This window comes from Sulfolobus acidocaldarius DSM 639, assembly GCF_000012285.1.
Lineage (GTDB): Archaea > Thermoproteota > Thermoprotei_A > Sulfolobales > Sulfolobaceae > Sulfolobus > Sulfolobus acidocaldarius.
In genome coordinates this window covers 655,286-669,591 of the sequence record NC_007181.1, presented here as the reverse complement: position 1 = coordinate 669,591, position 14,306 = coordinate 655,286, and the positions used below count along the sequence as shown (strand labels likewise).

At 34.1% G+C, this 14,306-nt stretch carries 21 protein-coding genes; 8 read left to right on the top strand and 13 right to left on the bottom strand.

Features of this window, described 5'->3' with window-relative positions:
* Positions 1–39: 39 nt before the first annotated feature.
* The 6 genes from SACI_RS04005 to SACI_RS03980 are packed head-to-tail and all read right to left on the bottom strand — an operon-like array spanning position 40 to position 3,609.
* Entirely contained in the window at positions 40–534 is a 495-nt protein-coding gene (locus SACI_RS04005; RefSeq protein WP_011277705.1) for a GTP-dependent dephospho-CoA kinase family protein, read from the bottom strand.
* A 14-nt stretch (positions 535–548) separates the two neighbouring features.
* Positions 549–755, bottom strand: a complete 207-nt coding sequence (gene spt4, locus SACI_RS04000; protein ID WP_011277704.1) for a transcription elongation factor subunit Spt4 — start codon at positions 753–755, stop codon at positions 549–551.
* Positions 755–1,306, bottom strand: a complete 552-nt coding sequence (locus tag SACI_RS03995) for a DNA-directed RNA polymerase (protein ID WP_011277703.1) — start codon at positions 1,304–1,306, stop codon at positions 755–757. Before SACI_RS03995 ends, spt4 begins: the two co-directional genes overlap by 1 nt.
* A 4-nt stretch (positions 1,307–1,310) precedes the next feature.
* Positions 1,311–1,742: a PIN domain-containing protein gene (locus SACI_RS03990; protein ID WP_011277702.1), complete on the bottom strand. Its 432-nt coding sequence runs from the start codon at positions 1,740–1,742 to the stop codon at positions 1,311–1,313.
* On the bottom strand, positions 1,709–2,959 hold the full coding sequence (locus tag SACI_RS03985; protein WP_011277701.1) for a translation initiation factor IF-2 subunit gamma: 1,251 nt from the start codon (positions 2,957–2,959) through the stop codon (positions 1,709–1,711). The genes SACI_RS03990 and SACI_RS03985 overlap by 34 nt, the downstream gene beginning before the upstream one ends.
* 8 nt (positions 2,960–2,967) lie before the next feature.
* Positions 2,968–3,609 (bottom strand): 30S ribosomal protein S6e, encoded by a 642-nt coding sequence (locus SACI_RS03980; RefSeq protein WP_011277700.1) that lies wholly within the window; start codon positions 3,607–3,609, stop codon positions 2,968–2,970.
* Positions 3,610–3,672: 63 nt separating this feature from the next.
* On the opposite strand from SACI_RS03980, the gene SACI_RS03975 reads away from it, so the two are divergent.
* Entirely contained in the window at positions 3,673–4,044 is a 372-nt protein-coding gene (locus SACI_RS03975) for a CbiX/SirB N-terminal domain-containing protein (RefSeq protein WP_011277699.1), read from the top strand.
* Here SACI_RS03975 and SACI_RS03970 read toward each other — a convergent pair.
* The 4 genes from SACI_RS03970 to pcn are packed head-to-tail and all read right to left on the bottom strand — an operon-like array spanning position 4,018 to position 7,253.
* Positions 4,018–4,479, bottom strand: a complete 462-nt coding sequence (locus tag SACI_RS03970) for a 30S ribosomal protein S15 (RefSeq protein WP_011277698.1) — start codon at positions 4,477–4,479, stop codon at positions 4,018–4,020. The two genes, SACI_RS03975 and SACI_RS03970, sit on opposite strands and share 27 nt — an antisense overlap.
* A gap of 5 nt (positions 4,480–4,484) precedes the next feature.
* Positions 4,485–5,504, bottom strand: coding sequence for a methionine synthase (locus tag SACI_RS03965; protein ID WP_011277697.1), 1,020 nt, complete (start codon positions 5,502–5,504; stop codon positions 4,485–4,487).
* Positions 5,497–6,471, bottom strand: coding sequence for a 5-methyltetrahydropteroyltriglutamate--homocysteine methyltransferase (locus SACI_RS03960; RefSeq protein WP_011277696.1), 975 nt, complete (start codon positions 6,469–6,471; stop codon positions 5,497–5,499). Before SACI_RS03960 ends, SACI_RS03965 begins: the two co-directional genes overlap by 8 nt.
* Complete coding sequence (gene pcn, locus SACI_RS03955) at positions 6,471–7,253, bottom strand: proliferating cell nuclear antigen (pcna) (protein ID WP_011277695.1); 783 nt, start codon at positions 7,251–7,253, stop codon at positions 6,471–6,473. Before pcn ends, SACI_RS03960 begins: the two co-directional genes overlap by 1 nt.
* Here pcn and SACI_RS03950 point away from each other — a divergent pair.
* Positions 7,252–8,556 (top strand): cobyrinate a,c-diamide synthase, encoded by a 1,305-nt coding sequence (locus SACI_RS03950; RefSeq protein WP_011277694.1) that lies wholly within the window; start codon positions 7,252–7,254, stop codon positions 8,554–8,556. The two genes, pcn and SACI_RS03950, sit on opposite strands and share 2 nt — an antisense overlap.
* Here the strand turns inward: SACI_RS03950 and SACI_RS03945 are convergent.
* Positions 8,527–9,291 carry a DUF2208 domain-containing protein gene (locus SACI_RS03945; RefSeq protein WP_011277693.1) on the bottom strand — a complete coding sequence of 255 codons (765 nt, stop codon included), beginning with the start codon at positions 9,289–9,291 and terminating at the stop codon, positions 8,527–8,529. The two genes, SACI_RS03950 and SACI_RS03945, sit on opposite strands and share 30 nt — an antisense overlap.
* A 61-nt stretch (positions 9,292–9,352) precedes the next feature.
* Between SACI_RS03945 and SACI_RS03940 the strand changes: the two genes are divergently transcribed.
* The 6 genes from SACI_RS03940 to SACI_RS03915 are packed head-to-tail and all read left to right on the top strand — an operon-like array spanning position 9,353 to position 13,275.
* Positions 9,353–9,916 carry a hypothetical protein gene (locus tag SACI_RS03940; protein ID WP_011277692.1) on the top strand — a complete coding sequence of 188 codons (564 nt, stop codon included), beginning with the start codon at positions 9,353–9,355 and terminating at the stop codon, positions 9,914–9,916.
* Between the two features lie 40 nt (positions 9,917–9,956).
* Positions 9,957–10,619 carry a 3,4-dihydroxy-2-butanone-4-phosphate synthase gene (locus tag SACI_RS03935; protein ID WP_011277691.1) on the top strand — a complete coding sequence of 221 codons (663 nt, stop codon included), beginning with the start codon at positions 9,957–9,959 and terminating at the stop codon, positions 10,617–10,619.
* Positions 10,616–11,086 (top strand): riboflavin synthase, encoded by a 471-nt coding sequence (gene ribC, locus SACI_RS03930; protein ID WP_011277690.1) that lies wholly within the window; start codon positions 10,616–10,618, stop codon positions 11,084–11,086. The genes SACI_RS03935 and ribC overlap by 4 nt, the downstream gene beginning before the upstream one ends.
* Positions 11,064–11,534, top strand: a complete 471-nt coding sequence (ribH, locus tag SACI_RS03925) for a 6,7-dimethyl-8-ribityllumazine synthase (RefSeq protein ID WP_015385504.1) — start codon at positions 11,064–11,066, stop codon at positions 11,532–11,534. The genes ribC and ribH overlap by 23 nt, the downstream gene beginning before the upstream one ends.
* On the top strand, positions 11,531–12,190 hold the full coding sequence (locus tag SACI_RS03920) for a GTP cyclohydrolase IIa (protein WP_011277688.1): 660 nt from the start codon (positions 11,531–11,533) through the stop codon (positions 12,188–12,190). Before ribH ends, SACI_RS03920 begins: the two co-directional genes overlap by 4 nt.
* Positions 12,172–13,275: an amidohydrolase family protein gene (locus tag SACI_RS03915; RefSeq protein WP_011277687.1), complete on the top strand. Its 1,104-nt coding sequence runs from the start codon at positions 12,172–12,174 to the stop codon at positions 13,273–13,275. Before SACI_RS03920 ends, SACI_RS03915 begins: the two co-directional genes overlap by 19 nt.
* On the opposite strand, the gene SACI_RS03910 is transcribed toward SACI_RS03915, so the two are convergent.
* Together SACI_RS03910 and SACI_RS03905 are read right to left on the bottom strand one after the other, a co-directional pair.
* On the bottom strand, positions 13,239–13,991 hold the full coding sequence (locus SACI_RS03910; protein ID WP_011277686.1) for a DNA polymerase sliding clamp: 753 nt from the start codon (positions 13,989–13,991) through the stop codon (positions 13,239–13,241). The two genes, SACI_RS03915 and SACI_RS03910, sit on opposite strands and share 37 nt — an antisense overlap.
* Complete coding sequence (locus SACI_RS03905) at positions 13,988–14,305, bottom strand: RNA polymerase subunit Rpo13 (RefSeq protein ID WP_011277685.1); 318 nt, start codon at positions 14,303–14,305, stop codon at positions 13,988–13,990. The genes SACI_RS03910 and SACI_RS03905 overlap by 4 nt, the downstream gene beginning before the upstream one ends.
* Position 14,306 lies beyond the last annotated feature (1 nt).

The following is a 14,306-nucleotide window of genomic DNA, read 5'->3' as shown; positions in this document are numbered from 1 at the left end:
GTCTGAAATTATGATGATCCCGCGCAGGTCGGATTTAGTCTAGCATGAAGTGACCTGAAATTTTTTGAAAATTTCCAAAACTCTTCTCTTAAGAAAATCATTATTCAGCGTTACGACTACGCCTGCATTAGGCTGACCGTATATTATTATGTCACCAAAATTACCATATATTACAACGGGAATAACCAAAAGATCTTCCTCTCCATCAACCATCAAAATCTTATCATTTTCATTATGAACTAAAATATCTTTTATCTCTCTTATAGTTGAAAGCCGTATAAGACCAGGTTCATTTTTAACTTTTATGTATTCAAATTGTCCAAAATTTTCCTTAACTAACTTTCTCTTCGTTTTACCGTCTACTATTGCCAAAAATGGTTTAATATGGAATTTAAGTATAGTTTGGGTGACGACATCGCCTACTGTTATTAGCCTACTATTGGACTTATTTATAAGAAATTGTTTTAATTTATTCTCGTTGATAAAAAGAACCCCATATGGTTTACTGAGTTCTGCCCTTAAACTTCTTGGCAAGATAAAGCAAAGATCTATTTCACTATTATTGCGTATCTCCAAGGAGTTGTAGCCCCAAACATCTGTCCAACTTCTGATTTCTCATTTAGTATTATTACCATGCCATTCCATTCGTCGCTAAAGGAAGATGAATGACAAAGTGGACATATACTTGTTTCTGGAGGTACTAATGCTCTACAGTTCTTACATGCCTTAAAACTGGTACCCTTCTTCTCTGACATTACTTACTCGCCTTTGCTATTTCTTGATTTATCCATTCTATTTTACCTAGATAGGGTTGCTTCATAGTTAATGCTATTCTAGGAAGTCTCCCACTGCTCATAGATGCACTAATTATCATAGCCCTAACTCTATCACCTTTTTGTATGCTCTTCTTACTCTTTTCACCTATCAATATTCCTCTATTAGAGTCAAACTTCAAATTGTCGTCAGTTATTTGAGATATATGAACTAAACCATCAACGGGACCCATATTAACATAAACACCGTAATTGTCGACTTGGCTTACTTCTCCTTCAATAACTTCATGTATTATAGGTGTATAAACCAACATATCAAATTCCACTTCGTGATATGTCGCACCGTCACCAAATATAATGAAACCTTCTTCGCTAGCCTTAGCGTTTACAATACCTAATACGACACCAATATCCTTAATGAGTTTCTCCTGATATTCTTGCCTTAAAATTTTTATAGCGATTTCATCAACAGACTGACCAAAATACTCAGGGGGAATTCTAACAATACCTTTAGCTCTAACTAGCTTAAACATCAAACTAGATAATAAAATTAAGACTTATATTTTTACCTTTTGGTACGAGGTATATAACCTTTATTCCTTCTTTTAGTGCTCTGTTCTTCAATATCCTGTCGGAAGTGAAAATTATAAAGTTATACTGCTTACATAGCTCTAATAATAAATTGTCCACTAGGATATTATCAGCTTCATCTATTAGTGTCCATGAACTCTTATTGGTCTCTAAATATAACATTGCGACTCTGGCTCTCTTCTGTTTTATGACACTTTTCTCCTCATTCAAAAACTTATCAAGCTCCATTATAGTAGCCTTTGAGACATAAAATTCAGGCTTATATTCAAGATAAGAAATTACCAATTCAAAAGGATCAATACCGTCATATACGTTCATAAGAATATTCGTATCTACTAAGATCTTTAGCTTATTATTCCCCATCCTATTAATCTCCATCTTCCGCCTATTTGTCTACTAACTACTATTCTCAAATTCTTGTCCCATAATACTATAGGTCTTTTAAGTTCTACCTCGACTCTACCTCCCTTTACAGATTTTGTAACACCTATAGTGGTAGCTGAACCAAAGCTTATCATAAGGGATTCCTTAGGTCTTATGGAATCAACCTTAACTAATTCCTTTGTTCCTACAACTCTCTCTAATAATTGAAAATTCTCTATGGTCACTTCGGTTACTACTGGTATATCCCTATCAGCCTTCACTGCAACACTACCTATCAAATTGTCAGCCTTGACATATGATGGATCAAGTTTTGTTCCTATTGCTACTAATCCACCAGGTTTAGCTTCTTCAACCTCTAAGTCCATAAATCTTATAGATGATATTGTAGTATAGAGTGGAATATATTCAGCCTTTCCATCAGGTTTCTCAATCCTTATACCTGGCAATATCTTTATTTCGTCTCCTACCTTGAATTTACCTTGGATTATACTGCCACCTATAACACCGCCGCTCAACTTATCATAACTGGTTCCTGGCTTGTTTACATCAAAGCTTCTTATTATCAGCATTATCGGATCTTTACTCAAATCTCTCTCAGGTGTAGGTATATGATCTTGCAATGCACCAATAACAGCATCTATGTTAATCTTATGTAGTGAACTTGCGGGAATTATAGGCGCATTTTCAGCCCACGTACCCTTCAGAAATTCCCTAATCTGTTTATACTGCTTTATAGCTTCTTCTCTACTTACTACATCTACCTTATTTTGAACTATTACCAATCTCTTAACATCAACTATACCAAGAGCGACAAAGTGTTCCCTAGTTTGTGGTTGAGGAAATGGTTCATTTGCAGCCACAACTAAAATTGCACCATCCATCAATGCAGCTCCAGAAAGCATAGTAGCCATTAATATCTCATGACCTGGTGCGTCTATAAATGAGACCTTTCTTAAAAATTTTGGTTCTTCACTAGAATTGCATTGTGAACATGATGGTTCAGTTACATAACCATCTGGTAATTTACAAGACTCACATAAACCTATGTTAGCTTCAGCATATCCCAGTTTGATTGTCATACCTCTTTTTAACTCTTCAGAATGTTTCGAAGTCCAAATTCCAGTTAGAGCCTGAACTAAAGTAGTTTTACCATGGTCTACATGACCCACAACACCTATATTGGCTTCAGGTTGTACTCTTGGCCATGCCAAACGGATCATCACCTAATCATTATAGTATTAATTTGAACTATTTCAGGAGTTATCATATTTCCCCTGACAGTTCTCTTTCTCCTTAATCCATCTTCTTTGGGATAATAGCCTGGTGGACCACTAACTAGTATTTTTCTCTTGGCTCCGCCTCCTACGTCAAATCTCATAGAGAAGCCTGAGTTATCGGAACCTCCGGTTATCTTTAATTTAAGATTAACACCTGATACATTAATATCTATAACATCACCGATTTTGGTTCCAACCAAATTAGGTAATTTAGACTGATCTAAAGATAATTGAAAGGCTCTAGTCCTATATGCCAAAGCCTCAAACTCTTCAGCACCAAATTTTTCTGCCATAGATTTTGATATCCACACTTCTCCGTCAGGCACTGTGTTATCTACTTCTATCTTAAAATGACCTTTAATCTTTACTTTTTTATCTCCTTCTTGCTTAGTTATTTCCAGCGTCAGAAAATCATCTAAGTTTAAAGCCTGTTTGATTTTATCATTAATTCTCGCCAAAGGTATGGCTTTTCCTTCTTTCTCACCCTGATTTGATTTAACCTTATCGGAAACTTTCACTTTTAGTTTTTCCTTCTTATCCTCTTTCGTTTTGGGATCAGATACCACAATCTTAAAGTCAGGCAATATTTACCACTATTAAGGTAAATTAAAAAACAAGTATTTAAAATCGAAGTCGAAAGTTTATCTATGATAGGATTATTATTAGTGCTTCATGGAAGCAAGATAAAAGAGTGGCAAGAAATTGTAATTAATTATGCAGAGGAACTAAAACGACATTTCCCACTGGTAGAGTATGGATTCATAGAAATTAATGAGCCTAAAATTGATGAAGCTGCTAAAAAGTTAGTAGAGAGAGGTGCTGATACAATTGTTGTAGTTCCATTACTGTTTGCTGCTGGTATGCATTTCAAAAGGGATATACCAAATCAACTAAAGGAGACTTCTAATAAAGCTAAGATCATTATAGCAGAACCAATAGGATTCGATAAAAGAATAGTAGATATACTTAAGGAAAAAGCAGAAAAGGCTTTATCAGTAGAGGGAACCAGTTACCAATAGTTCGGCTTTGGCTGGATCGTAACTCCACTCTTGTGGTAACTTGCCTGTTTCTTTGTAATAACTTGCTAATCTTCTTATCTTGGATTCGACTTCCTCCAATCCACGTTTAGCACTTTTATCCTTAGGGTATTCAAATAAGTGACGTCTAATGTTTACTGCCCTTCTCATAAGATTAAATAGATCTTCAGGTATCTTCGGCTTCATATTCCTATCCTGAAGAATTGCCGTAAGCTTCCTCCCTGTTATTTGTTTTACCAAAGGTACGCCATACTGATCTCTCAACACCATTCCTATCATGCTAGGTGGATAACCTCTCTTTGCTAACTCCTCTACTAATAGCTCTACCTCCTCTCTTGTGAACCTCACCCACTTAGGAGGTCCGCTCCTAACAGGTCTTATTGAGTGTGAGTTTCCCTTTGCCCTCTTCTTATTCAATCAGCTCACCTATTAATTAATGGCTTGAGTGTAGTATTTGTGTAACCTTTCTTTTTAAGTTCTTCTCTTACAATCAGCGTACCTTTTACCATATTAATAAGTTTCTGGAGAGCTATTTTTCTTGGAAGTAACTTTAAACCACAATCAGGATTTACCCATACCATTTCAGGTTTAAAATACTCGAGTAATTTTCTCAGATCTTCAGCTACTTCTTCCACACTTTCGATTTTCCTGTTGTGGACATCTATTACTCCTACTCCGATCTCCCTATCCCATTTCTTAAATAATTTCACAGGTGTATAATTATAGTTCTTTAGGGCAAGATTAATTTGATCAACCTTCAATTTGTCCAAGTGGGGTTCTAAATACGAATACTCACCATAGCATACATGTAAGACTACTTTAACATTTACACCTTTAATAGACTCATTTATTGAATCAATAGCCCATTCAACATCTTCTTTTCTCGTATGTATAGCAGGCTCATCGACTTGAATAACCTTTATTCCTATATCAACTAAGTTCTTTATTTCTTGATTTATAACCTTAGCGAGGTCGAAAGCCATGTCCCTCTGAGTTTTATAATACTCGTTATAAGACCATTCTGAAATGGTATATGGTCCAGTAATTGTTACTTTAAGATTCTGGGTATAAGATACGCTTTTAGCAAAGTTTACTTCATCTAAAAGCATAGGATTGTTGTACTTTATTTTTCCAGTAACTGAAGGTTTCCTATAATAATGATCTCCCCAAACTCTAACGTGACCATAAAATTTAAATCCTGACAGTCTCTCTGCAAAAAACTCCACCATTTCGTCTCTTCTCATTTCACCATCAGTTGGAACATCAATCCCTGCCTCTTGATGATCCCTAACTACTGTTACAACTGCATCATTAAATGCTTCCTCAAGATCCTCCTGGTTAACTTTTCCAGCTCTGTGTAGTCTGATAGTTTCCCTTAGCCACTTTGGTCTAGGATAACTTCCAATAACTGTGGTAGGTAAAATAGTGATTTCATCAGACATTTGCGACCAACCTCTTAGTTTTTTGAAGTAATTTAAGCTTTCTCCTCACCACAATCTCAGGTATGAAATCATTGAAACTCGAATTACCAATAATCAAACTTTTAGCACCTTTCTCATGAACTTTTTCAATTATCCTTCTAATGGTAGATATTTTATCCATTTTAGTATTTCTTGAGTCTATTACTCCTAGATAGACATTCATATCTTTCATATAACCGTATAATCTTCCAAGTTTAGTCTTGTTCTGTTCTGTTACATCAAATCCAAAATAATCAGCGGGCAAGTTTAGTAAATACTGAATTCTATCAAACCTAATATCAAAATATGTTAAAACGTGTTTCTCCTTATTAATTCCATTAAACAGTTTTTCATATACTTGTTGAGAACTTTGAAGTAATGCTCCTTTAATCCCTTTCTGAAACAATGAAGGTTCATGAACCTCTACAACATCGTAATAGTCAATTAAGTCTCTCAATAAGCTATTAGTGCTTTTAGCGTAATCGTCAATTATGTTTCCGACATCGTCATAATAATTGTTTTCAGCCAGCTGTAGGAAAGTTAATGGACCTAATATTACTATTTTAATTTTTGACTTTAGATCCTTAGAAATTTCTTTTACTTGCTTAAAATACTGTACATAGTCATTTTGAGATTTATAACCTAACTTTTGATTTATCACAATCTTTCTATAGTAGAAATTATTATCGAAAAACCTCTCTAAAGCGCCTTTTTCTACACCCTCTAGAAAAGATGTTGTGAGATCAGCAATATCATCCCATCCTACCATACCGTCTGTAGTATAATCTAGCTCGTATTCCTTTACCTCTTCTAAAATTCTTTTTTCAAACTTCATTAGCTCCTCATATGCCTTACTTTTCTCTATCTTGCCACTTTTGAGCCTAGATATTACCTTAGCTATCTTTACAGGTTTAGGGTAGCTTCCTACTAATGCTGTATAAAATTTCATCAAGATAGTTTGGGTGCAAGTAAATAAGTAACTTTCCCTCCTCCTTCCATATTAAATTCCAATTCTAAAGGCTTCTCGGTAGAGAATGCTAACCTAGTATAATCTGAAAGATTTGTCAAAGATAAAATATCACTGAGGTAATTTACATCATATGGAGATTTAGCCTCGTTCTTAAACTCCATATCAGAAATAGCTCCAGTATCCTTGCTAAATTCATTTTCTATTTGACTACCCTCCTTTCCCTCCCCTTTCAAAATAACTTTATCCTCCACTGCAATAATATCCACTGTATCTGTTACTGCAGATATCTCGTTAATTGTAGTCTTAAACGCTTTTGATGACAATGAGGCTTTAACTTCAAATTCCAAATTAACTTCAGGAACCTCAGGCGGGGATACCTGAATATTATTTATTATAAACACCCTATTTAAGGCACCGCCTAATGTTATTTTAACCCTTTCAGGAGAATCGGACTCTATTGAAATTTCCTCTTTTCTTTTGGCGATACTTAAAATTTTAGCTAGATACTGACTGTTAAAACCAAATTTAAACTCATCTTCTACTTCATACTCCTTAAATAGCTCCTTATACAATTCGATATTAATTAAGGATACATGCGCTTTGTCTACAGCCACTAGTCTTATGCCGTCCTGACCTATTTCAAACAAACCCTCATCTATAAACTTAGTCAAAGTCTCTACTATGTTTTTCAAGTCTCTTACGTCATCATAAACTATACGCATAATTAACAATTTATCTGACATAACTTTATTTTTTATCATGAGGTTTCCCCGTATTATTATTTCCTCTGATAGAAGTAACTCAGGTAAAACGTTAGTTACAGCCGGGCTAATCAAAGTACTATCGAAGAGATATAAGGTAAGAGGATATAAAGTAGGTCCAGATTTTATCGACCCTATGTATCATAAAATAGCTAGTGGACATCCAGTGATAAACCTTGATTTATGGTTAATGGGAGAATCAGGGGTATATTCGAGTCTTGCAAAATATGGTAAGCACTTTGACTTGGGAATCATAGAAGGAGTGATGGGTCTTTATGACGGATTATACGAAGATTATAGTACATATAAATTGTCTGAATTGACTCATACACCTCTGATCCTTGTGATCAACTGTAGCAATCTATCTTCTACAGTTGGTGCTATAGTTAAAGGATTGAGAGAATACAGAAACGCTAACGTGAGAGGTGTAATATTCAACTACATTGCGTCTGAGAAACATCTAGATTACTGCAAAAAATCGATACCTGAAAACGTTGAAGTACTTGGGTATCTCCCTATAGATAAGAGTCTTTCTGTACCCAGTAGACATCTAGGTCTTTATACAACTGAGGATTTTAAGAACGCAAAGGATGTCATTAATGCAACAGCTAACTTGATTGAAATGAATGTAGATGTTGACAAAATAGTGGAAATTGCAGAGGAAGCAAATGAACTACAGGAGTCAAATGAAATTGAGGAACGAAATGTAGTAGGTAAGGCTTATGTGGCATATGATTCAGCGTTTTCGTTTTATTACGACGAGAATATAGATATTTTAAAAAAGAGGTATGACGTGGAATTCTTTAGCCCACTTAATAATGATGCCCCAGCTGACCAACCATCCTTTATTTACATAGGTGGTGGATATCCAGAGTTACATTTAGAGGAACTCGAAAATTCTACTAAAACTAAAGATTGGATAAAGAGAAACGTGGAGAAAGGAGTAAAGCTTTTAGCGGAATGTGGTGGATTCATGTTTTTGTCGAACGAAATAATAAATGAAAAAAGTTACAGAATGATAGGACTATACGATATACAGATAAAGGCAAAGGATAAACTCACTATTGGCTATACCGAACTTGAGACGGAAAAGGATAACTTACTTTCCAGCAAAGGAGAAAGTATAAGAGGACATGAATTTCACGTGTCAAAAGCTGTAAGTGTTGGGGATGTAAATTTTGCCTTCAAAAATAAACACGGAAAGGGTATATGGAATGGAAAAGATGGAGTTTACGTGGAGAATAGTTTAGGATCTTACTCACACTTTCACTTTTCAAGAACTAGAAGATTGCTGTCTTTTTAACTCTAATCTCTTTACTCTGTTTATTGCGTCTAATATCCTATCTATATCATTACTATATAGTCTTAATTTATATGGAAGTTTTAGAGTAGTAGGAGATATTTCAACGTACTTCTTATCCCTGTTCTCTACTATAGATGCGTTTACGAGATGTCTAGAGTGCAAAAATACTGCACTTCTATCAGTTGAAACTATCCCTTTTTCAGTTATCTTGTATGTAAATGGTGCCATTACTTCCATCATTTGAACCCTCATTATTCTTCTGTTAACAAACATACCAAATAGGAATAATGCTTCTGAATAGACTAGGAATACTATCAATTTTTGTATCTGAGTCACGCTACTAACATATCTGAGAACCACAAAATTATAGAATATTAGTATGACTATCAAGTAAACAAACATTATTCCAAATGATTTTAGATTAGCACTGGTTATTGCTTGGAACTTTTTAATATACTCCTCATCATTTTGTATTAACTCACCAGCCTTTTTCTCTTCAAGTATAGTTCGTGCATTAACTATCTCTGAAAGGTATTTCCTCTCAGATAGCATAGGATTACTTCTAGCCATTATAGTAGTCATTATTATGAAGTAAATTATCAAATATGCAATATACACTGGCAAGAAATACTGCGAATAAAGAGATAGTACGAAAGATATTATAACTATAGAAGTTTGTGATAGCAAAATCATTTTCCAGTTGTATGGATTGTAAGGCTGATTTTGATTAGACATATCAACTATACACTATTTATCAAAGCTAATAAAATATACGTTAAAATAAACTGAACTATAAATGAGCAAAAAAATCCTCCCGCTAATACTCTTAACCATAATCATATTGCCGTTGAGATGTGATATCCTATTTGGGTCTACTTCATTATACTCAAACACGATATCTTATCCTGGATTACCTGAGTTCGAGATTAAGATAATTCAAAATTTCACTTATAAACCACTAGATATAAACTACTCTATAGCCCCGTCTGGAAATATAGTGTTGTTAATCTCTAATAACGTATCTCCATTGCGTATCATCTACCCTAAAAATCTAACTTTAATTATCAATAGCCAGAATTCAACTTTGGATATTATATTAACTGGTAATGCAATCGTAAGCTATTTCAGTCAAAATAATGAAACAAATATAGATATTGTAAGTAACCTTCAGAACGCTACTATTATTATTTATTTTACCGGTAGCGAAAGTGAATACAATAGTTCTAATTTTCAGCAAGGAAACGAAACTACATATAATATAGAAAGTGCTGGTATATTAAACACAGATTATACTTTTATTATTGTAGCTGTGATTGGTATAATAGTATTTTTAACATTAAGGAGATATAAAAACAGATAGTACATACGCTTAAATATTTTAGATTATTATGTATTAAACAATGCTGGACAAGATCACTTTAAGGAGGCATTTAGAGCAAGGTCTTCCAATTTTAATATATGATTTTGATGGTAGAGAAGAGGAAACAGATATGGTTTTCTACGGGGAGAAAGTGACATGGAAAGTAATTAATACTCTAAGGACACAGGCAGGCGGATTAATATGTTATGTCACCAGCAAGGATATAGGACAACAGATTGGCATTACTTTTATCTCCGAAATAATAAAAAGTAATTACCCAAAACTTTATAAAAGACCAAAATATGGGGATGAGCCAGCATTCTCGCTATGGGTAAACCACATCGATACAAAGACAGGAATAAGTGATGAAGATAGGGCTAAAACTATAAGAGAATTACATGCAGTCGTAGAATTAGTTGAGAATAATAACATAGATGAAGCTATTCAAAAATTCTACAATGAATTTTATTCGCCAGGTCATGTACCAATTTTACTTTCTAGGGGTTTATCGACAAGAAAAGGACATACTGAACTAACAATGGCTTTATTCAGTTATTTAGGATTAAAGAAAAGCGCTATAATAGCAGAGATGCTAGATAACAATATAAGTTTATCAAAAGACAAATCGCTTATTTATTCTCGAAATAATGGGTTTCCTCTGATAGATGGAAAAGAGATTATTAAGGAGGTGGTAGGACTATGAGGAGAAAATACGGCGTAGCAGATACTACATTTTCTAGAATAGATATGGGTGCAATTGCAATTAAAACTATTACAAAGGAAGACCCTGACGCAGAAATAGTGAGATATACGGTACCAGGAATCAAGGATTTACCTGTTGCTGCAAAGAGATTACTTGACAGTGGCTGTGATGGGGTAATTACACTTGGGTGGGTTGGAAAAAGTATGTTAGATAAATATAGTTATTTAGCAGCAAGTATAGGTTTGATAACAACTCAAATAATTACAAGTAAGCACGTAATAGACGTTACAATTCATGAAGATGAAGCAGAGGACGAGGAGCAACTTAAAAATATAGCAATAGACAGAGTAACCAAGCACTCGATAAACTTAGTTAAGTTAATAAGAGATGGTAAAAATTCACTAACACCTTTTGCAGGAAAAGGTTTAAGACAGGGTTATGGAAATGCAGGACCAATCGAAGATTAATTTAGGTATAGTAGTAAGTGAATTTAATTACGATATAACATCTTTAATGTTGCAGAGAGCCTTATCTCATGCAGAGTTTCTTGGAGTTACAGTGAAAGTCGTAGTGAAAGTTCCTGGAAGCTACGATATGGCTGTAATAGTTAAAGAACTACTAAAGAGAGATGAAATAGACGGAGTAGTAACTTTAGGAGCTGTAATTAAGGGTGAAACTAAACACGATGAAATAGTTGCAACGCAGACTGCAAGAAAACTAATGGATTTATCGGTAGAATATGGTAAACCTGTCACTTTAGGAATAATAGGTCATGGAGTTACCCATGAGCAGGCTGTTGAAAGAATAGAAGAATACTCCATGAGGGCAGTAGAAAGTGCTGTTAAATTAATTAAAAGATTAAAAAAACTAAGAGAAATAGACCTTACAAAGGAAACTAACGTGAGCATAGAATGAAAACTATAATATTAGATTTAGTGGGATATAAGGAATGGACAGAAAGTCTGGGATGCGATAGGGAATGGAGAATACAAGCTTTTCAGCATTATTTTGCATCCATTCTATACAGTAAATTAGCTGACGTTAATGCTTTCCCCATACCAATTAGATATGACTCTTACATTATATTAGTTGATGGCGTAAAAGAGAAAGAAGTGCTTCATGTAATTAGAGAAGTAAGTGAAAAATATTCACCAACGAAAATGCAAATTTGTAAAGGATATGGTGAAACAATCTATGAATCAATATTCAATTGCGTAGATACATTAGAGGATAAGCCTGATGATAAAATAGTTGTAGCACATTATGATATCAATGGTATAACAAGATTAGATAAAAGAACAGCTATGCAAGAAATTGAAGAACTAAAAGCTAATGTGTTTTCCTTGTCGGAAAAAGTTGGCGGAATAGCTTATTATTTTGGTGGAGATAATGTAGGTCTCTTTGCCAGCAAGAAAGATTTAGATTCAATGCTTACTATTGCTAATTTAAATGATAACGTGAAGACTGGAATTGGAATAGCAGAGAATCCCAGAAAAGCCTTAATGAAAGCAACTACTGCATTGGAATACGTAAGAAAAAATAGGGAAATAAAATGGAAAATTTTAGAATAAATGTAGGTGCTGCTTTCTTAGGGTCTGAATTTGATTACGTTGAAAAGGTAAACGTTGAAATTTCTGATGGAATAATATCTCACATAGGTCACGGATATGACACTAATGCAAAAGATTTTAGAAATTTCATTCTATTTCCACCATTAGTAAACTCACATACACATACAGCTGATTATTCATTCCCTGAGTACGGTATTAGACAAAGTATTAAGGAAGTCGTAGGTGACCCATTAAGTCAAAAATACACTTATTTTAAGTCAATAGATCCAAGTATTATACGCAAAGGCATAGAGAATTTTATAATAGATTCGCAGAAGTTTGGAGTCTTAGCAATAGTAGATTTTAGAGAACAAGGTATAAATGGTGCCAAATTGGTCAGTGAACTCAGAAGACGAAATGACATTAAGTACATTATCTTAGGAAGATTGGATTTCTTTGATACTTATGAATTGAATGAATTGTCTAAAATTACCGATGGATATGGACTCCCTTCAATTTCCTCAAATAGTAAACAGGAATTAGTTGAAATTTTTAATGCTTTTTCAACCAAAATAAGAGCAGTTCATATTTCTGAGACCTTAAAACAGTATCTTTTGGATGACTTTAGATACATAACTGAATCCTATAAGCCTAATCTCTTAATTCATGCAACTCATTTTAAATATCCTGACTTTCGTGAATTAGAAACGTCCGTAGTATTTTGCCCAAGGAGTAACATGTGGTTTGGTGTGGGAGTTCCTAGAATAGTAGACGCAATAAATGCAAACGTAAATATCCTTTTTGGTACAGATAATGCAGGTCTTCTTTCTCCAAACTTATGGCTAGACCTAGAATTAGGTCTATTAATAACTAGGATTCAAGAACCAATGTCCGATTATTCAAAAGAAATTTTGAGAGGAGCTACATATAATGCGTATAAACAATTTAACTTAAATTGGGGTATAGAAGAAGGAAAAGAAGCTAAGTTTGTACTTATAAGTGGAAATACAATATTTAATGCTGTAAATAAACATATAGCTATTATTAAGAGAGCTTCTGGTAATCTCATCTACGATAATCTGGGTGCTATCCAGAATATAAGCTGACCACCAGACTGTACTGGAGCTTCTATTTTCATCGGAATATTATTTCCAAATCTAACTGTTAAGTTTTCAGAGAATGCAGAAGCCTTAAGTGCAGTTTTTAGTACTTCAACGCCATATGTTGACTTTCCACTTGATTGTATTTCAAGCCCCTTTAGAGGCTTATCCATCACCAAATAAGCTTTGTACCCTCTTCCACTCTCTTCTGTGCTAAAGATTATTTGGTTATCATCACCTTCAATCTGAATCTGCTCACTTATACTACTGGCTTCGTCCACAACATTTTTTATTATATTTCCACTGCAAGTGAAAGATATAGTTAAGCCAACTTTTGGTTCAACCACATTTTCTATATTGGTTATTTTCTCGCCCTTGAGGTAAATAGAACTCTTAAGTCCAGTTTTTTCATCTCTTACTGTTATCTTCATCCCAGCATCTGTCTCTTCTATATTTATTACTGCGCTCTTACTCTTAGCTTTATTAAGAACTTTCTTCAATTCATTTAATTGTATTTTTATCCCCAGTGGTTTTTCTATAATATATTCTTCCATGTACTCCTTGGATATTTTGAGTAAAACCATCAATGTTTTATCTTCAGTTAAGTATCTTGACATTACTTCCTCTTCGGTAAAGTATAAAGTTATAGAATCTGTTACATTAGATACGCCTTGAATAATATCATAAAAATCTTTAGCACTACCATATATTGCTTTAATCATTCTTCTTCCTCATCAGATTTCTTAGTCACTTTTCCTTTTTTAGGCTTTTTCTCTACTCTTCTTTTCTTCTTATCGGCTTTTGAGTACGACCTAGCTACATCATCAAACATTTTTTTAGCTTCCTCAATACTTAATTCGTTCCTTAACAGTTTGTCCCATATTTCTGTATCTTTTAGTAACATCTCGATATCTGAAATAGTAACTGTAGAAAACTCTCCCCCCTCGTCATCCTCTTCTCTGCTAATTTCTTCATGCTTTATTTCTGCCTCAGTTTCCTCTGGCTCAGGCTCCTTTTTAGAATCGTCCTCAGACATA